This window comes from Bradyrhizobium sp. B025, assembly GCF_042257955.1.
Taxonomy (GTDB): Bacteria; Pseudomonadota; Alphaproteobacteria; order Rhizobiales; family Xanthobacteraceae; genus Bradyrhizobium; species Bradyrhizobium diazoefficiens.
The window spans coordinates 7,770,661-7,787,997 of the sequence record NZ_CP170150.1 but is presented as its reverse complement, the minus strand read 5'-3'; the positions used below and the strand labels follow the sequence as shown (position 1 = coordinate 7,787,997).

At 65.1% G+C, this 17,337-nt stretch carries 16 protein-coding genes; 4 read left to right on the top strand and 12 right to left on the bottom strand.

The window, feature by feature from the left end:
• Window positions 1-10: 10 nt before the first annotated feature.
• The 7 genes from ACE10W_RS36885 to ACE10W_RS36855 form a co-directional block, all read right to left on the bottom strand.
• Window positions 11-1,894 carry a feruloyl-CoA synthase gene (locus ACE10W_RS36885; protein ID WP_304548873.1) on the bottom strand — a complete coding sequence of 628 codons (1,884 nt, stop codon included), beginning with the start codon at window positions 1,892-1,894 and terminating at the stop codon, window positions 11-13.
• A complete protein-coding gene (locus ACE10W_RS36880) occupies window positions 1,891-2,700 on the bottom strand; it encodes a crotonase/enoyl-CoA hydratase family protein (protein WP_011090568.1) in 810 nt (269 codons plus the stop codon). Before ACE10W_RS36880 ends, ACE10W_RS36885 begins: the two co-directional genes overlap by 4 nt.
• A gap of 129 nt (window positions 2,701-2,829) precedes the next feature.
• Entirely contained in the window at window positions 2,830-3,510 is a 681-nt protein-coding gene (locus ACE10W_RS36875; RefSeq protein ID WP_011090567.1) for a DUF2270 domain-containing protein, read from the bottom strand.
• A 79-nt stretch (window positions 3,511-3,589) separates the two neighbouring features.
• Window positions 3,590-4,048: a DUF3237 domain-containing protein gene (locus tag ACE10W_RS36870; RefSeq protein ID WP_304548870.1), complete on the bottom strand. Its 459-nt coding sequence runs from the start codon at window positions 4,046-4,048 to the stop codon at window positions 3,590-3,592.
• Window positions 4,049-4,276: 228 nt separating this feature from the next.
• Window positions 4,277-5,596 (bottom strand): TRAP transporter large permease, encoded by a 1,320-nt coding sequence (locus tag ACE10W_RS36865; protein ID WP_304548868.1) that lies wholly within the window; start codon window positions 5,594-5,596, stop codon window positions 4,277-4,279.
• 2 nt (window positions 5,597-5,598) lie between these two features.
• Window positions 5,599-6,108: a TRAP transporter small permease gene (locus ACE10W_RS36860; protein ID WP_011090564.1), complete on the bottom strand. Its 510-nt coding sequence runs from the start codon at window positions 6,106-6,108 to the stop codon at window positions 5,599-5,601.
• A 285-nt stretch (window positions 6,109-6,393) separates the two neighbouring features.
• Window positions 6,394-7,410, bottom strand: a complete 1,017-nt coding sequence (locus ACE10W_RS36855; protein WP_375762444.1) for a TRAP transporter substrate-binding protein — start codon at window positions 7,408-7,410, stop codon at window positions 6,394-6,396.
• Window positions 7,411-7,675: 265 nt separating this feature from the next.
• Between ACE10W_RS36855 and pobA the strand changes: the two genes are divergently transcribed.
• A complete protein-coding gene (gene pobA, locus ACE10W_RS36850) occupies window positions 7,676-8,845 on the top strand; it encodes a 4-hydroxybenzoate 3-monooxygenase (RefSeq protein WP_304548862.1) in 1,170 nt (389 codons plus the stop codon).
• Between the two features lie 227 nt (window positions 8,846-9,072).
• Window positions 9,073-9,492, top strand: a complete 420-nt coding sequence (locus tag ACE10W_RS36845) for a PaaI family thioesterase (RefSeq protein WP_028173792.1) — start codon at window positions 9,073-9,075, stop codon at window positions 9,490-9,492.
• A gap of 86 nt (window positions 9,493-9,578) precedes the next feature.
• Here ACE10W_RS36845 and ACE10W_RS36840 read toward each other — a convergent pair whose 3' ends face one another.
• The gene (locus tag ACE10W_RS36840) at window positions 9,579-10,463 is read right to left on the bottom strand and encodes a LysR family transcriptional regulator (RefSeq protein ID WP_304548858.1); all 885 of its coding nucleotides are present in this window, start codon (window positions 10,461-10,463) and stop codon (window positions 9,579-9,581) included.
• A 121-nt stretch (window positions 10,464-10,584) separates the two neighbouring features.
• Between ACE10W_RS36840 and ACE10W_RS36835 the strand changes: the two genes are divergently transcribed.
• Window positions 10,585-11,211 (top strand): pyridoxamine 5'-phosphate oxidase family protein, encoded by a 627-nt coding sequence (locus ACE10W_RS36835; protein WP_304548856.1) that lies wholly within the window; start codon window positions 10,585-10,587, stop codon window positions 11,209-11,211.
• A gap of 153 nt (window positions 11,212-11,364) precedes the next feature.
• On the opposite strand, the gene ACE10W_RS36830 is transcribed toward ACE10W_RS36835, so the two are convergent.
• From ACE10W_RS36830 to ACE10W_RS36820, 3 genes are read right to left on the bottom strand one after another with little or no spacing between them, the layout of a single operon-like run.
• On the bottom strand, window positions 11,365-12,096 hold the full coding sequence (locus ACE10W_RS36830) for an ABC transporter ATP-binding protein (RefSeq protein WP_011090558.1): 732 nt from the start codon (window positions 12,094-12,096) through the stop codon (window positions 11,365-11,367).
• A complete protein-coding gene (locus ACE10W_RS36825) occupies window positions 12,093-13,862 on the bottom strand; it encodes an ATP-binding cassette domain-containing protein (RefSeq protein WP_011090557.1) in 1,770 nt (589 codons plus the stop codon). The genes ACE10W_RS36830 and ACE10W_RS36825 overlap by 4 nt, the downstream gene beginning before the upstream one ends.
• 7 nt (window positions 13,863-13,869) lie before the next feature.
• Window positions 13,870-14,910 (bottom strand): branched-chain amino acid ABC transporter permease, encoded by a 1,041-nt coding sequence (locus ACE10W_RS36820; RefSeq protein WP_161536845.1) that lies wholly within the window; start codon window positions 14,908-14,910, stop codon window positions 13,870-13,872.
• 177 nt (window positions 14,911-15,087) lie between these two features.
• On the opposite strand from ACE10W_RS36820, the gene ACE10W_RS36815 reads away from it, so the two are divergent.
• Window positions 15,088-15,621, top strand: coding sequence for a MarR family winged helix-turn-helix transcriptional regulator (locus ACE10W_RS36815; protein ID WP_011090555.1), 534 nt, complete (start codon window positions 15,088-15,090; stop codon window positions 15,619-15,621).
• A gap of 354 nt (window positions 15,622-15,975) precedes the next feature.
• Here the strand turns inward: ACE10W_RS36815 and ACE10W_RS36810 are convergent, their stop codons facing one another.
• Window positions 15,976-17,259 (bottom strand): glycerate kinase, encoded by a 1,284-nt coding sequence (locus tag ACE10W_RS36810; RefSeq protein ID WP_304548853.1) that lies wholly within the window; start codon window positions 17,257-17,259, stop codon window positions 15,976-15,978.
• Window positions 17,260-17,337: the final 78 nt, after the last annotated feature.

Sequence of the window (17,337 nt, the reverse complement as noted above, 5' to 3'; positions counted from 1 at the left end):
CGATGATTTCTTAGCCGACCGATATCACACGGTCCGATGGATTGGCAGCGTAGAGCTCGTCGATCAGCGCGCCGCGATGCTCCAGCACCGCGCGCTGGTTGATCGAACCCTTGTCGGTGACCTCGCCCTTGTCGATCGAGAGCGGCGTGTCCATCAGGATCGCGCGCGTGATCCGCGTCGAGGAACCGGTAGCCGAGCCGAGGAAACGGGTCAGGCGCTCGCGAAAGGCCTCGCGCACCAGCCGGTCGCGCGTCGCGACGACGAGGTCGTCGGCCGGCAGCGTCGGGTTGACCAGCCTACAGCCGTCGAGGTCGAGCACGACCAGCGCGGAGACCTCGTCGCGGTTGATGCCGGCGATGACGACGTCGCGCACCAGCGGTGCGCAGGCCGCAACGAAGCGCGCGCGCAAGGGGCCGACACTGACCCAGGTACCGCTCGCGAGCTTGAAGTCCTCGCTGACGCGGCCGTCGAAATCGAAGCCGGCGTTGAGATCATCGGGATCGGCAGGCTTGAGCGCGTCGCCCAACTTGTAGAATCCTTCCTCGTCGAAGGATTTTGCGGTGATGTCCGCCTGGCGCCAGTAGCCGGGCATCACGTTCGGCCCCTTGGCGCGGACCTCGAGCTTGCCGTTGTTCGGCACCAGCTTGGCGTCGTTGCCGGAGACGGGGAGGCCGACATGGCCGGAGCGGCTGGTGCGCGGATTGACCGACATGAAGAACGGCGCGGTCTCGGTCGCGCCAAGGCCGGTCAGCATCGGCACGCGATAGCCTTTTTCCTTCACCGCGAGCTCGTCGAGGCTGTCCCAGACGAATGGCGACAGCGCCGCGCCCGAGAAGAACATCGCATGCAGCCGGTCGAAGAATTTCGCGCGCAGGCCCTGGTCGTCGCGCAGATAGGGCAGCAGCGACTCATAGCCCTTCGGCACGTTGAAATAGACGGTCGGCGAAATCTCCTGGAGATTGCGCACGGTTTCCTCGATGCCGCCGGGCATCGGCTTGCCGGCGTCCAGATACATCGAGCCGCCATTGTAGAGCGTCAGGCCGATATTGTGGTTGCCGCCAAAGGTGTGATTCCAGGGCAGCCAGTCGATGATGACGGGCGGCTCGTCCTTGAGGAAGGCCAGGGTCTCGCGCAGCATCACCTGGTTGGCGCAGATCATGCGCTGGGTGTTGATGACGGCCTTGGGATTGCCGGTCGAGCCCGACGTCAGCAGGAATTTCGCGATCGTATCGGGGCCGATCTTGCCGTGGACGCCGTCGAGATCGCCGCGGATCGGCGTCGCCATGAGGTCGGCGAGCAGCGTGACGTCGCGGCCCGCCACATGGCCGTAGGAGGCGGCGATCTCGGTGCCGAGCGAAACATTGGCAGCGAGCGCATCTGAGAACTTGTCGGCGTCCTCGGCGAAGACGAGGCCGGGCGTCAAGAGCTTCATCAGATAGGAGAGCTTGCCGTAATCCTTCGACACCAGCGAATAGGCCGGCGATACCGGGCAGAATGGAACGCCGGCATAGAACGCGCCGAAAGCCAAAAGCGCATGGTCGATCGAATTGCCGGAGAGGATGACCACCGGCCGGTCCGCCGACAAGCCGCGCTGGATCAGCGCCGAGGCGATGTGCCGGCTCGCGGTGAGCAGCTCGGCATAGGTGATCTTGCGCCAGCCGCGGCCGCCTTCGCGCTCCGCCATGAAGACGCGGTCCGGCGTCGTCGTCGCCCAATGATGCAGGCGGTCGGTGATGCGGACGGGATAGTCGCCGAGCGGCTGCTTCGGCCGCAGGTAGATCGTCCCGTCCTCGCGCCGTTCGATATTGACGACGGGATCGCCGAACGAAATCGGCCGCAGCGGGAAAGTGCTTGCGCCGCGCTCCGTGCCGGAAGAGGACGGCTGTGCACTCATGACTTTGGCTTCACCTTGGCGGTCTTGTGCTCGAGGAATTCGCGGATCCTGCGCTTTGCCTCCTTGTCGCTCTGGGCGACGGTGGCCATCAGCGATTCCATCAACAGGCCGGTCTGCGGATTGGCTTCCGCGATCATTGGCAGCGCCTGGAGCACGGCGAAATTCGTCAGCGGCGCGTTGGAGGCGATCTTGGTCGCAAGCTCCAGCGCCTTGCCGAGCCCGTTGCCGGCTTCGGTCAGATATTGCGCAAAGCCGTAGGAAGCGCCTTCGGTCGCGCTATAGACGCGGCCGGTCAGCATCATGTCCATCATCCTGGCAACGCCGATCAGCCGCGGCAGCCGCACCGAGCCGCCGCCGCCGACGAAGATTCCGCGCTGCCCCTCCGGCAGCGCGAAATAGGTCGAGGGCTCGGCGACGCGAATATGGGCGGCGCAGGCGAGCTCCAGCCCGCCGCCGATCACGGCACCCCGGAGCGCGGCGATCACGGGCACGCGGCTATACTGGATGCGGTCGAACACCCGGTGCCACATCTGCGAATGGAGCAGCCCGCCGGTCGCGTCGTGCTCCGTCAGTTCGGACAGGTCGAGGCCGGACGAGAAATGGTCGCCGATGCCGTGGATGACGACCGCGCCAATATCCTCGGGCAGGGACGCAAAGCACTCGCCGATTTCCAGGATGATGCCGTCATTGAGCGCATTGCGCTTGGCCGGCCGGTTCAGGCCCACGGTCAGAACCCTGTCCGCCCGCTCGATCCTCAACAGCCCGGAGGCACCCGCGTCAGCGGTCTCGGCGTTTCCCTGTGTCATTTGCGTCCTTATCAGAATAGTTATGTTGTATAACGAATTTACAAGGAGTCAACAAGGGAGGCCCTCCCTGGCGTCGGGGCAGCTACGCTCGTCTCGGCTCCCCCGGGGAACGGGTAGCCGCCGATGTCATCAGCCCATCGCCACCCGGTCGCCCTTGGTCCCGTGCTCGCGTCGGTCGAGCCACATCGTGCCGAGCGCAAACGCCAGCCACCCGAAATTGTAGGCAAAGCCTACGATCAGAACGACCCAGCCGGGAATCGGTCCGACGGCGGCGCGATCGATAAGTTCCGTCAAGGTCATTGCAGGCGTCGGATGGATTGCAATCTTGCCGTAATAGGCTGTCGCCTGGATGGCGAATATCCAGACGTAGTTGCGACGCAACCGCCGTCCGGTAGCGCGGACAAATGAAATGTGATGGCGGGGCGCAGTGTAGTCGCGCGCGAGAACGGCCTTCCAGCTATCGTCGTGCGCTTCACCGGTGAAGATTGGCGCATAGAAATTCCTCTCCAGCCAACGAGCCCGGGCACGCCAGACATTGAAATAGCGATAACGCCGCGCCTCCATACCAAGGAACACGGCAAGGAGCAGTCCGACAAGCACGAGTGGTAGAGGCGAAGCCTCCGGGCTCGAAAATGTCGTCGACAGCGCGATGCCCATCGTGACGATCGCCCAATTGGTCGTGTTGTCGAGCCGCGTTCGCCAGATCGTCGATCGATAGACCTCGCCGCGGTAGAGATGAGCGATGGCGCCCATTTCGGCGGAGTCGAAGGTGTGTTGGGGGACTGGTTCGCTGGAAGCCATAAGAGACATGGTGGGACTCCCGTGGTCTGCACAACTTGGTGCAGATCACATTCTGAACCAGGTTCGCCCTGGGTCAAAGACCGATTCCTCACATCACCTGATGGACGTCGATCACGACGCGGTCCGCGTGGCGTGCGGCTGAAGCTACAAAAATGTGCTCCATCAGCCAGCGATACTTTTCATGCCCGGTCTCGAATCGCGGCACGGTCCGGAAATAGATCAGTTTCGGATCGACCGGCTCGCCGCGCTTGAGCTTTTGCAGCAGCTCGACCGGGCCGAAGCGGATGCCCTTGTTCTCGATATAGACGATGGCGCCGTCGGCGGTCTCGAAGGCGTATTTCGCTTCGAGGTCGATCAGCTCGTTGGGACGGATGGTCTGGAAGTCGGCGCCGAACGGCAGCACCTTGCCGGTGACCGCGCCCTTCACCTCGCCGCCGATGATCGGAATGATGCGGCGCACGCCGACGCCGGTCTCGCCGGCGGTGACGACGTCGCCGATGCGGGCGGTGATGGTGAAGACGTATTTGGTGTCGAGGGTGGGGGTCATGTGTCACTCCAACGGTCACACGGTCAGAAGGCGCCGGTGTCTTCGCTTCTCCCCGCCTGGGGGAGAGGCCGGAATGCGCGCGTAGCGCGGATTCCGGGTGAGGGGGAGTCTCCGCGAGTCCGACTGTCACCGTCCCCGTGGAGACTCCCCCTCACCCCAGCCCTCTCCCCGCAAGCGGGGCGAGGGAGATCACCGCCGTTGCGGCGAGAGCCCGCATTCAATCCATCATCAGTGCGCCATCATCCGCGTCGGCAGCCACGTCGCCAGCAGCGGGAAGGCGATCAGGATCACCAGCCGCACCAGATCCGTCGCCACGAACGGGATCACGCCCTTGAAGATGGTGGAGAACGAGACGTCCTTCACCACGCTTTTTATGACGAAGACGTTCATGCCGACCGGCGGGTGGATCAGGCCGAGCTCGACGGTCATCACGATGATGACGCCGAACCAGATCGGGTCGAAGCCGAGATGCATGATGACGGGGAAGATGATCGGCACGGTGAGGATGATCATCGCCATGGCGTCCATCAGGCAGCCGAGCACGAGATACATCACCATGATCAGTGCCAGCACGCCGTAGGGGCCAAGGCCGAGGCCGGTCAGGAATTCCGTCACCTTCTGCGGCGTCTGCGTCACCGTGAGGAAATAGCCGAAGATCAGCGCACCGATCAGCACGGTGAACACCGCGGCGGCGGTGCGCGTCGCCTGGAGCAGCGAGGCCAAAATCTTCTCGCGGTCGAGCCGGCCGGTGACGACGCCGATGATGAAGGCGCCGGCGGCCCCGACGCCGCCGGCTTCCGTCGGCGTGAAGCGCGGCAGGAAGGGCAAGCCGTAAAGGCCGCCGATGACGAAGACGAACAGCAGGACCGGGGCCCAGATCTCCTTCAGGCCGGCAAAGCGCTCGCGCCACGGCAGCACCTTGCCCTTGGGCAGGAAGTCCGGCCGGAAGTATCCGATCAGGGCGATCGTGATCATGTACATGGTCATCGCCAGCAGGCCCGGAATGATGCCGGCGATGAAGAGTTTTCCGATGTCCTGCTCGGTGATGATGCCGTAGACCGCCAGCACGGTGGAGGGCGGCAGCATCGCGCCGAGCGTGCCGCCGGCCGCGATCACGCCGGTCGCGAACGACTGCGGATAGCCGAAGCGGCGCATCTCGGGGTAGGCGACGGCGGAGAAGGTCGCGGCGGTCGCAACCGAGGAGCCGCAGATCGCGGCAAAACCGCCGCAGGCGCCGACGGTGGCGATGCCGAGCCCGCCGCGCAAATGTCCGACAAAGCCGTTGGCGGCGCGGAACAGCTCGCGGCTCATGCCGGAATTGCTGACGAAGGAGCCCATCAGCAGGAACATCGGGATGACGCCGAACGTGTAGTCGGTGACCGTGCGCATCGAGGTCTGGCCGACCAGTTTCAGCGCCGGCGTGGCGCCGACCAGATAGGAGAAGCCGGAGACGCCGACGAGCCCCATGGCCATGCCGACGGGCACGCGCAGCAGCATCAACGCAAACAGGGAAACGAAGCCGATTACGGCGACGGCATCGGTGCTCATGATTACTCCGTCGCCTTCAGCTTGGGGTCGTGCATCTCTTCGGGATGGAAGATCAGCCGGTAGGTGCGGATCGCGATCAGCAGCACGGCGGAGACGTCGCCGATCCAGGCGATCGCGAAGAACGGCCAGGTCGGCATGTGCATGTCGAAGGTCTGGACATTGTCGTTGTAGGTGCCGCGCACCTTGTCGAACAGGGTCCAGGTCTGCACCGTGACGACGAACAGCAGCACCAGGGTGGCGAACACGTCGATCCAGCGCTGATAGCGCGGCTCGACATTGCCCCAGACCAGGTCGACCGTGATGTGGGTGCCGCGATAGGAGGTCGCGGCGATGCCCCAGAAGATCAGGATGCCGAGCAGCATGCGGCCGATGTCGAAGCTGTCGGGGATCGAATAGTTCAGCGTGTTGCGCAGCAGAACCGACACGAAGATGTCGAGCGCGACGAGGCCGACGAAGCCGGCCGCGATCCATTCGATCGTGTCGATAAAGCGATCCATCCAGGCGCGCTTCATGGGTGTGTCCTGTGTGATGTCATTCTCGCTCTCGGCTCAGAAGGCGGTCGTTCGCCTCTCCCCGCTTGCGGGGAGAGGCCGGAATGCGCGCGCAAGCGCCGATTCCGGGTGAGGGGGGCTCTCCGCGAGTCCAACTTTCACCGTCCCCGCGGAGACTCCCCCTCACCCCAACCCTCTCCCCGCAGGCGGGGAGAGGGGGAGGAAGCGTCGTGCGCTCCTAACAGCGCACTTGCAGAATGACGGCGGCGAGATGTCTCTCGCCGCCGCATCTGTTTCAACGAAGCGCTACTCCGCCAGCGCGTTGTACTTCTTCAGCGAGGCCTTCAAATCCGCCAGCGCGGCGTCCGGATCGGCGCCCGCTTTCTTGGCGCCGTCGCCCCAGGTCTTGACCAGCGGCTCGGCCGCCTTCTTCCAGGCCGCGGTCTGCTCTTGTGTCAGCTTGTAGACCTCGTGCCCCTCTTCCGCCTTCACCTTGTCGACGCCGGCGTCCTCGAACTTGCCCCAGTGCTCGCCGACCACGCCGGCCATCTCGACCGAGCAGTTCTTGTCGATTGCGGCCTTCTGCTTGTCGGACATTGCATTGTACTTGTCCTTGTTGATCACGAACACGAAGGTCGTGGTGTAGAGCGGCGCCTCCATGTCGTACTTGGTCACCTTGTCGATGCCGAACAGCACGAGGGAACCCCATGGGAAAGTGACGCCGTCGGCGACGCCGCGCTCGATGATGTCGCGCACTTCGGGCGCGGAGGACTGCACATTGGTGCCGCCGAGCGAGGTGACGAAGTTCGCCATGGTGGCGTGCGCGGGACGGATCTTCAGCCCCTTCACGTCCTCGGGCACCACGATCTTCTTGGTTTTGGAATGGAAGGAGGAGGGCGAGTGGACGAAGGCGAGGCAGTATTTGACGTCCTTCATCTCCTTCTCGGCATATTTGCGATACCAGGCGTCGAGCCCCATCGAGCCGCCCTTGGCATCCGAGATCAGGAACGGCAATTCGCCGGCGCCGACGATCGGGAAGCGGCCGGGTTGATAGCCGGGATTGACATAGGTGACATCGGCGATGCCATCGCGCGCCATGTCGTAATGATCGAACGCCTTGCCGAGCTGCTGGGCCGGAAACACCTTGCCCGTAATGGTGCCGCCGGAATCCTTGTTCACCGCGGTCACCCAGTCTTCCAGCGATTTTTGCAGCGGGTGCGATGCCGGCACCCAGTGCGAGATCTTCAAGTCGAAGGTCTTGTCCTGCGCCAACGCCGGCGTCACACTTGCTGCGAGCAACAAAGCCAGACAGGCTTTCCTCATCACACGTCTCTCCCTGTTTTCGACGGCGGGCTTCGATGGCCCGGTCTCGTTATTTAACATGTTATCTAATTGGCCGGCGCGTTCAAGCCGGAATTGGCGCGCACGTTGTCGCGTCCTGTACGTCAGCCATGTTGCATGGATTTGTCGCTGCTAGTGCGACCAGCACTCCCCTTTTGCCCAACCGTTATATGATATAATTAACTTGCGCGGATCATCGCGACAAGCGAGCCGCGACGAAAGCCTACAGGATCGGGAGGAGCAAGTATTGCGGACAAAAGTCGCAATCATCGGGGCCGGGCCGGCTGGATTGTTGCTTGGGCAACTGCTGCACAATTACGGCATCGACAATTTCATCCTGGAGCGGCAGAGCCCGGACTACGTGCTCGGCCGCATCCGCGCCGGTCTTCTGGAGGAGGGAACCGTCGCGCTGCTCGACCAGGTCGGTGCCGGCGTGCGGGCGCATGCCGAAGGCCTGGTGCATGAGGGCATTGAGCTGGCCTTTTCCGGCCGCCGTCATCGCATCGACATGAAGGCCGCGACCGGCAAGACGGTCATGATCTACGGCCAGACCGAGGTCACGCTCGACCTGATGAACGCGCGCAAGGCGGCCGGCCTCGATACGGTCTACGAGGCCAAGGACGTGCGACCGCATGATTTCGACGGCAGTCACCCGCGCGTAACCTGGGTCAGGGACGGCGTCACCCACACGCTCGACTGCGATTTCATCGCCGGCTGCGACGGTTTTCATGGCGTCAGCCGCGCCAGCGTTCCGGCCTCGGCGATCGAGGAGTTCGAGCGGGTCTATCCGTTCGGCTGGCTCGGCATTCTCTCCGAGACGCCGCCGGTCAGCCACGAGCTGATCTACTCCAACCATGCCCTCGGCTTTGCGCTCTGCACCATGCGCTCGATGAAGCGCAGCCGCTACTATGTGCAGTGCTCGCTGGACGACCATGTCGACCAGTGGCCCGACGACCGCTTCTGGGACGAATTGAAGCGTCGGCTCGACCAGGAGGCCGCCGACAGCCTCGTCACCGGTCCCTCGATCGAGAAGAGCATCGCCCCCTTGCGCAGCTTCGTCGCCGAGCCGATGCGCTTCGGCAGGATGTTCCTGTGCGGCGACGCCGCCCACATCGTGCCGCCGACCGGCGCCAAGGGACTGAACCTTGCGGCCAGCGACGCGCATTATCTGTCGAGCGCGCTGCGCGAATTCTACGACGAGAAGTCCAGCGCCGGCATCGACGCCTATTCCGCCAAGGCACTGGCGCGCGTCTGGAAGGCGGTGCGCTTCTCCTGGTGGATGACCTCGATGCTGCACAAATTCCCCGACACCGGCGCCATCGGCGCCCGCATCCAGCTCGCCGAACTCGACTACGTCACGCAGTCGCAGGCCGCGATGTCGTCGCTGTCGGAGAATTATGTGGGGCTGCCGTTTTAGAGAAGTGCCGTAGGGTGGGCAAAGCGAAGCGTGCCCACCAGCTCTGTGTTTGTGGAGAGATGGTGGGCACGGCGCGTTGCGCCTTTGCCCACCCTACGGGCGTTGCATTCCTCGCAACGCCGCCGCCCGTTTCAAACACCCGCGCAAATTCCGTTTAAAACTTTGTAGGTGATGCGTCCGCCACGCCCATCGCGTTCAATGCTGGCAACCAGCAACGCGAGACAGCCATGACCGCCACCGACATTCCCGCCGGCTTCGAGCCGCATTTCCGCAAAGCCCCGCTCACCGATCCCTGGGAGCCGCTCTACTCGAAGAAGGCCGACAAGGCCGTGATCATCGGCCTGCGCCTGGCCAAGCCGCACACCAACGCGCGCGGGCTCATCCATGGCGGACTGATCGCGGCGCTCGCCGATGCCGCCATGGGTTACAGCTGCGCACAGGCGACCGGCTGGACGACGTCCTTCGTCACGATCTCGCTGTCGGTCGACTTTGTCGGCGCCGCCGAAATCGGCCAATGGCTCGCGGTCGAGGGCGAGGCGATCAAGACCGGCAGCACGATCTGTTTCGCGCAGTGCCTGGTCAAGGCCGACGACGTCGTGATAGCGCGGGCCAGCGGGACGTTTCGGGTGGTGCCGAAGAAGGGCTAGCTGTCATTCCGGGGCGATGCGAAAGCATCGAACCCGGAATCTCGAGATTCCGGGTTCTCGCTTTGCGAGCCCCGGAATGACCGCCTTCACCCAAACCGCCACTCCGCCGTCTCCACCACGAGATCGACGAACGCGCGCACCTTGGCCGAGAGCAGGCGCGAGGTCGGGTAGACGACATGGATGGGCAGCGCCGGCTGCTCGTATTTCGCCAGCACGATCTTCAGCCGGCCGCGCTTCAAGCCCTCGGCGGCCTGATAGGCCAGCACCCGCGTGACGCCGCCGCCGGCCTCGGCATATTGCAGGGCGGCGTCAGCGCTATTGCTGGTGAAACGCGGGTTCGTCGTCACCTCGATGTCGCGGCCGTCCTGCATGAAATGCCAGCTGGCGGATGGTCCGAACTGGATGGTCTGGTGCGAGGCGAGCGCTTCCGGCGTCTTCGGCTCGCCATGGCGCTTCAGATAGCCGGGCGCGGCCACCACGATCCGCCGCATCTCGCCGACCTGGCGCGCGACGAGGGACGAATCGGCGAGATGGCCGATCCGCACCGCCACATCGACCGCGTCTTCCACGAGATTGACGAGATGGTCGGACAGCCGCAATTCGCCGGCAACCTCGGGATAGCGCTTCAGATAGGCGGTCATGACCGGCCCGACATGCAGCCGGCCGAAGCCGACCGGTGCCGACACCACCAGCCGCCCGCTCGGCCGGTTACGCTCTTCCCGCGCCGAGCCGTCGGCCTCCTCGACATCGGCGAGAATGCGCCGCGCGCGCTCCAGATAGCGTGTGCCGACATCGGTCAGCGTCACCTGCCGCGTGGTCCGCTGCAACAGCCGGGCGCCGAGATGCTCTTCCAGCGCCGCGATCAGCCGCGTCACCGCCGAGGGCGACAGGTGCAGCTTGCGCGCCGCCGGCGCAAAGCCGCGCAGATCGGCGACGGTGATGAAGACGTGCATGGCTTCCAGGCGGTCCATGGCATTATTGCATATATTGCAATGATGAAGTGTCAAGCCGGCGGATTGTTTTAGACGCCGAAAGGTCCATTTTAATCGCCGAAAGACGCAGAAATGCGCCGGGATTCCAGGAGATGTTCCGATGACGGCAACCCTCACCTACGCCAGCGACGTGGCGTTCACGCCGGCGGTGAAATCGATCCAGACCCGAAAGGGATCGCGCGAAGGCTATGCCCATGCCGAGCAGCGCGGCTGGCGCACCGAGGTCGATGAGAACCTCGCGGGGTTCCTGGCCGACGCCAACAGCTTTTATTTCGCCACCGCCTCGGCCGATGGCCAGCCCTACATCCAGCACCGCGGCGGCCCGAAGGGGTTTTTGAAGGTGCTGGATAAGCAGACGCTGGCTTTCACGGACTACGCCGGCAACCGGCAGTACATCACGCAAGGCAACCTGTCCGAAAATCCCAAGGCCTACATCTTCGTGATGGACTACGCCCACCGCCGCCGGGTGAAGATCTGGGGAGAGGCGCGCGTGGTGGAGGACGACGATGCGCTGACGACGTCGCTGATGCCGAAGGGATATCGCGCGCGGCCGGAGCAGGTGATCCTGTTCAAGATCGCGGCCTGGGACACCAACTGCCCGCAGCACATTCCGCAGAAGTTCGATGCGACGGATGTCGCGGCCGCGCTGGCGGCGAGGGATCAGCGGATCGCCGAGTTGGAAGCGGAGGTGGCGGCGTTGAGGGGTGAGAAGGTGGCGAGCATCTAGGTGCGAATCTCGTCGTATTCTTCGGTGTCCTGCCCCGCGGAGGCGGGGCATCCAGTACGCCGCGACCTATCGATTCGACCACAGTCTTCTCGGAGTACTGGATCGTCCGCCTTCGCGGACGATGACAGTTGAGTTCGTGGCGACGCCTCGGACCTACAGAACGCTCGCGCCTTCGTGCTGGAAGCCGAGATAGCTCGCCGCAACGCGTTCGTTCGCGGCGATGTCGCTGGCCTTGCCGCTGAGCACGAACTCGCCGAGCTCCATCACATAGGCTTGGTCCGCGATCTTGAGCGCGGCCTGCGCGTTCTGCTCGACCAGCAGCACCGAGACGCCGGCGGTGCGCAGCTCGGTGACGATGCGGAAGATGTCGGCGACGATGATCGGGGCGAGACCGAGGCTCGGCTCGTCCAGCATCAGGAGCTTCGGCTCGCCCATCAGCGCGCGGCCCATCGCGAGCATCTGCTGCTCGCCGCCGGAGAGCGTGCCGGCGAGCTGCTTGCGCCGCTCCTTCAGCCGCGGGAACAGCGTGTAGACCCGCTCCATCGAGGCCTTCGACTTGCTCCGCTCGATGCGGAAGGCCCCGAGCTCGAGATTGTCCTCGACATTCATGGTCACGAACAATTCGCGGTGCTCCGGGACGAGGCCGAGGCCCATCGCGACGCGGTCCTCGATGTCGAGCCGGGCGAGGTCCTGCCCTGCGAAGGCGACGCGGCCTTTTAGCGGCAGGATGCCCATGATGGCGGACAGCAGCGTGGTCTTGCCGGCGCCGTTGGCGCCGACGATGGTGACGATCTGGTTCGCCCCGACCTCGAGCGAGACCGAACGCACCGCCTCGACCTTGCCATAGGCGACATGCGCGTCGGTGACGGACAACAGCGCGCTCATGCCGCCACTCCGAGATAGGCCTTGATCACTTCGGGATTGGTCTTGATCGTGGCGGGCGTGCCCTCCGCGATCTTGGTGCCGAAATCGAGCACGACGATGCGGTCGGCGAGGTTCATGACAAAGCCCATGTCGTGCTCGACCAGCAGCACGCTCATGCCGCCGTCGCGCAATTCGCGCAGCAGCCTGGCAAGCTGCTGCTTCTCCATGTGGCGCAGGCCGGCGGCCGGCTCGTCGAGCAGCAGCAGCATCGGATCGACGCACAGCGCGCGCGCGATCTCGACGATGCGCTGCTGGCCGAGCGAGAGCGAACCTGCGAGCTGGTGCATCTGGTCGGCAAGCCCGACGCGCTCGATCTGGCGGGCGGCCTCGGCGAGCAGCTTTGCCTCGTCGGCGCGGTCGAGCCGCAGCATGGAGGAGATCGGCCCCGAATGGCCGCGCAGATGTGCGCCGATCGCGACGTTCTCCAGCACCGTCATGTCGGGGACCAACTTCACGTGCTGGAAGGTGCGGGAGATGCCGAGCTTGACGATCTCCTGCGGCGGCGCGTTGTCGAGCCTCTTGCCGAGCACCGAGATCGAGCCTGAGGTCGCCGACAGCACGCCGGTGATCAGGTTGAACGTCGTGCTCTTGCCGGCGCCGTTCGGCCCGATCAGCGCGACGATCTCGCGGGCCTGGACCTCGAAGGAAACGTTGTTGACCGCGATCACGCCGCCGAATTGCTTGCGTGCCTTCTCGACCTGGAGCAGGACGCTGGCCTCGCCGGGCGCGCGGGTGCGCTGCTCCAGCTTCAGCGAGGTGTCCGGCTTCCTGCCGCGGGTAGGCTCGGGCAGGAACGACATCAGCCAGGGCCAGACGCCGCCGGGCGCGAGCTGGAGCAGCGCCACCAGCATGATGCCGAACACGATGGTCTCGACCTGGCCGGAACCCGGCAGGAGCAGCGGCAGATAGCTTTGCAGCACCTCTTTCAGGACTACGACGATCGCCGCGCCCAGCACGCCGCCCCAGACATAGCCGGCGCCGCCGACCACCGCGATGAAGAGATATTCGATGCCGGCCTGTGCGCCGAACGGCGTCGGGTTCACTGCGCGCTGAAGGTGGGCATAGAGCCAGCCGGAGAGACCGGCGAGCACCGCGGCGTGGATGAACACCAGCAGCTTTGCCCGCGGCGTGTGCACGCCGAACGCCTCGGCGGCGACATGGCCGCGCCTGAGCGCGCGGATGGCGCGGCCGGTGCGGGAGTCCAGCAGGTTCATCGTGAGCAGGGCCGAGAGGATCACGGCGACCCAGATCGCGTAGTAGATCGAGCCGGGCGAGAGCATCTTGAACGCGCCGATCGACAGCGGCGGGATCGCCGAGATGCCGTCGTTGCGGCCCAAAAACTCCAGCTTGCTGAAGAGATAGAACAGGCCGAGCCCCCAGGCGAGCGTGCCGAGCGGCAGATAGTGGCCGGAGAGGCGGACGGTGACGAGGCCAAGCAGCACCGCCAGCGATCCGCTGACCACGAGCGACAACGGCAGCGTCAGCCAGGGCGACAGGCCGTAGCTCGTCGACAGCACCGCGGTGGTGTAGGCGCCAAAGCCGACGAAGGCGGCTTGTCCGAACGAGGTCAGGCCGCCGACGCCCGTCAGCAGCACGAGGCCCATCGCGACCAGGGCGGCAAGGCCGATATTGTCGAGCAGCACGATCCAGAACGGCGGCATGCCCGGGACAAACGGGATCGCCGCCATGACAAGCGCGAAGACGAGGATGGGGAGCCGGCTCTGCATCTTAGCCTCAGTCCTTCTCTTCCTCGACCGCGGGCGCGGCGAGCGAGCGCAGCAGCAGCACGGGGATCAGCAGCATGAAGACGATCACTTCCTTGTAGTTGGAGGCATAGAAGGACGAGAACGCCTCGACGATGCCGACGACCAGCGCGGCGACGGCGGTGAGGGGATAGCTGACGAGGCCGCCGATGATCGCGGCAACGAAACCCTTCAGCCCGATCAGGAAGCCGCTGTCGTAATAGAGCGTCGTGATCGGCACGATCATGATGCCCGACAGCGCGCCGATGACGGACGCCAGCAGGAAGGCGATCTGCCCTGACAGCGTGGTGCGGATGCCGGCGAGCCGCGCCCCTAGCCGGTTCACGGCGGTCGCGCGCAGCGCCTTGCCGTAGAGCGTCAGGCCGAAGAACAGCCAGAGCCCGACGATGAAGGCGATGGTGATGGCGTAGACGGTGATGCTCTGGCCGGTGAAGCGCAGCGCGCCGGCGGTGAAAGAGCCGGACAGCACGGCAGGCCCGCGCTGGCCCTCGGCGCCGAAGAACAGCAGGCCCATCCCCTGCAGCGCGAGGTGGACGCCCACGGAGGCGATCAGCAGCACCAGCACCGAGGTGTGCGCCAGCGGCTGGAACGCGATGCGGTAGAGATACAGGCCGATCATCGCCACGATCACCAGCGACAGCGCGATGCAGACCGCCACCGGCGGCTTCTGGGCGGCGAAGTAGATCGTCAGCGCCAGCACGATGGCCGGCAGCACGATATTGGTGAGGACGCTGCGCAGGATCAGCCGGCCATGCAGCGCCTTGCGGGCCACGAACAGGTCGAAGACGAAGGCGCCGATGCCGAGGGCGAGCGCGAGCTTTGCCGTGCCCGGCATCTGGCCCGCGGCCAGCGAGGCATAGGTCAGCGCGCCATAGGTGACGAACTCGCCCTGGGGAATGAGGATCACGCGGGTAACGGCGAACACCAGCACCAGCGCGAGGCCGAGCAGCGCATAGATCGCGCCATTGGTGATGCCGTCCTGCACCAGGAACAGCATGATAGTGGTGTTCAAGACCGGACGCTCCCCCTCAAAGATTAAGGACCGGTCTCCGCAATCGCGGTGGATGGTCCCTCACAGCCATTGAAATACGCTGACGATATTTGATATGGTGCATAACAATTATCAAATATAACTTCAAGGGTGGCGGGCGACCCGCCCCGAATTTAGCGGGATTACGAGCACGAGGCGATGACCGTTTCCAAAACCGCTGAAAAGTCTTCAGAAAAACCGGCTGACTCGGCCAAGGGCCGCAAGGACGCGGCCGAGGCCCAGGGCCAGGGCTCTACCGATGCCCTCCAGCTCGGCGAGCTCTCCGAACAGCTCGGCTATGTGCTGAAGCGTGCGCAGCTCAAGGTGTTCGAGAACTTCCTGCGCTGCATGGCCTCGCTCCAGCTCACCCCCGCGCAGTTCTCGGTGCTGCTGCTGGTCGAGAAGAACCCGGGGCGTAACCAGACCGAGATCGCCTCCACCCTCGGCATCCTGCGCCCGAATTTCGTGGCCATGCTCGACAATCTCGAAAGCCGCGACCTTTGTGCGCGGATCCGTTCCACCAACGATCGCCGCTCGCATATCCTGGTCCTGACCGACAAGGGCAAGGCTGTGCTGACGCGGGCGAAAAAGCTCGTCGCCACCAAGCACGAGGCGCGGCTGAACGACCTGCTCGGCCAGGCCAACCGCGAAGCCCTGATCGAGATGCTCTCGAAGATCGCCAACGAGTTTTGAGCTGGGCTTAACCGCACGCTCTCTCCGCTCCCTCCCCCCTTGCGGGGCAGGGCCATCGCATGTGAATTTCACGAGGATTGTCCGCGGGTTTGCTCCGCCTCTCCCGCTTGCGGGAGAGGCCGACGCGCCCCGGGCGATGCGAAGCATCGTCCCGAGCGCGGCGGGTGAGGGCTCTCGCCACGCAGGGACGTTCTCTGCAATCCCAGGCAATCCCGACGCGGAGACACCCCCACCCCAGCCCTCCCCCGCAAGCGGGAGAGGGAGCCGAGTGCCGATGCCGCCGCATTATGCACACCACATACGATAGCCCTGCCCTTGTGGGGGAGGGAACGCAGCGGAGCGAGAAGCGCTCGTTCAATCCACCAAAATCACCCGGATGTCGTTCACGTTGGTCAGCGTCGGGCCGGGCATCAGCAGATCGCCGGTCGCCTCGAAGAACGTCGTCGCGTCGTTGTTGTCGAGATAGGCCTGCGGCTGGAGTGCCAGCGCCTTCATCTTCGCAAACGTGGCCGCGTCGATCAGCGCGCCTGCGGGGTCGGTAGGGTGGCCGGCGCCGCCGTCGGCGCCGTCGGTGTCGCCCGCGAGCGCGGAGATGCCGGCCGTGTCCTTCAAGAGGCCGGCGAGCGCCAGCGCGTATTCCTGGTTCGGACCGCCGCGCCCCTGGCCGCGCACGGTGACCGTGAGCTCGCCGCCGGAGAGGATCGCGATGCGCTTGCCCTGCGCACGCGCCTGCAACGCGAGTCCGGCATGATGGGCCGCGACCTCGCGGGCCTCGCCTTCGAGATCGGCGCCGAGATCAATCGTCTCGTAGCCGGCCTCTTTCGCGAGCTTCACCGCGGCGTCGAGCGACTGCTTGGGCCGCGCGATCAATTCGAATGATACGCGCGCAAAGGCGGCATCATCCGGCTTGCAGCTTTCGTTATCGGGATTGTCGAGCGCGCGGCGCACGGCATCGTCGATATCGAGCTTGTACCTGGTCACGATCGCGCGCGCATCCGCCAGCGTGGTCGGATCGGGCACGGTAGGGCCGGAGGCGATCGCGGAGGGATCGTCATGCGGCACGTCGGAGATCGCGAGCGTGACGATCTCGGCGGCGTTCCTGCCGGCGCGCGCCAGCCGCCCGCCCTTGATGCGCGACAGATGCTTGCGCACGACGTTCATCTCGCCGATCGGCGCGCCCGAACGCAGCAGCGCCTTGTTGACCGCCTGCTTCTGCGCGAAACTGATGCCGTCCACCGGCGCGATCCAGTTCGCCGAGCCACCGCCGGTGAGCAGGACCAGAAGTAGGTCGTCGGGCCCGGCCTCGCCCGCGAGCGCGAGCGTGTCGGCCGCGCCCTTGAGGCCGGCTTCATCGGGCACGGGATGGCCGGCTTCGACCACGCGGATGCGGCGTGTCGGCACGCCGTAGCCGTGGCGCGTGGTGGCGATGCCAACCAGCCGCTCCGGCGCGAGCTTCAGCGTGTCGAGATAATGCCGCTCGGCGGCCGCGGCCATCGCGCCGGCGCCCTTGCCGGCGGCGAGGCAGATCACGCGTCCTTTTGGGGCCGGCCGCAGATGCGGCGCCAGAATTGTACTCGGATGCGCGGCGGCAACGGCGGCGTCGTAGAGCGCGCGGAGCAGGGGACGTCGGTCGGTCATGACGATGGCCTTGAGCAGACTGAAGCGATGGCGACGAATTCGCCGTTCACCTGCCTACCGTATCATGCGCGAAAGCGT

Coding starts and splice junctions, on each gene's coding strand:
- ACE10W_RS36815 (WP_011090555.1), top strand. CDS start 15,088: ATGACCGTTTCCAAAACCGCTGAAAAGTCTTCAGAAAAACCGGCTGAC.
- ACE10W_RS36860 (WP_011090564.1), bottom strand. CDS start 6,108: ATGAAGCGCGCCTGGATGGATCGCTTTATCGACACGATCGAATGGATC.
- ACE10W_RS36875 (WP_011090567.1), bottom strand. CDS start 3,510: ATGTCTCTTATGGCTTCCAGCGAACCAGTCCCCCAACACACCTTCGAC.
- ACE10W_RS36855 (WP_375762444.1), bottom strand. CDS start 7,410: ATGAGGAAAGCCTGTCTGGCTTTGTTGCTCGCAGCAAGTGTGACGCCG.
- ACE10W_RS36885 (WP_304548873.1), bottom strand. CDS start 1,894: ATGAGTGCACAGCCGTCCTCTTCCGGCACGGAGCGCGGCGCAAGCACT.
- ACE10W_RS36880 (WP_011090568.1), bottom strand. CDS start 2,700: ATGACACAGGGAAACGCCGAGACCGCTGACGCGGGTGCCTCCGGGCTG.
- ACE10W_RS36825 (WP_011090557.1), bottom strand. CDS start 13,862: ATGCAGAGCCGGCTCCCCATCCTCGTCTTCGCGCTTGTCATGGCGGCG.
- ACE10W_RS36835 (WP_304548856.1), top strand. CDS start 10,585: ATGACGGCAACCCTCACCTACGCCAGCGACGTGGCGTTCACGCCGGCG.
- ACE10W_RS36840 (WP_304548858.1), bottom strand. CDS start 10,463: ATGGACCGCCTGGAAGCCATGCACGTCTTCATCACCGTCGCCGATCTG.
- ACE10W_RS36830 (WP_011090558.1), bottom strand. CDS start 12,096: ATGAGCGCGCTGTTGTCCGTCACCGACGCGCATGTCGCCTATGGCAAG.
- ACE10W_RS36870 (WP_304548870.1), bottom strand. CDS start 4,048: ATGACCCCCACCCTCGACACCAAATACGTCTTCACCATCACCGCCCGC.
- ACE10W_RS36865 (WP_304548868.1), bottom strand. CDS start 5,596: ATGAGCACCGATGCCGTCGCCGTAATCGGCTTCGTTTCCCTGTTTGCG.
- ACE10W_RS36845 (WP_028173792.1), top strand. CDS start 9,073: ATGACCGCCACCGACATTCCCGCCGGCTTCGAGCCGCATTTCCGCAAA.
- ACE10W_RS36810 (WP_304548853.1), bottom strand. CDS start 17,259: ATGACCGACCGACGTCCCCTGCTCCGCGCGCTCTACGACGCCGCCGTT.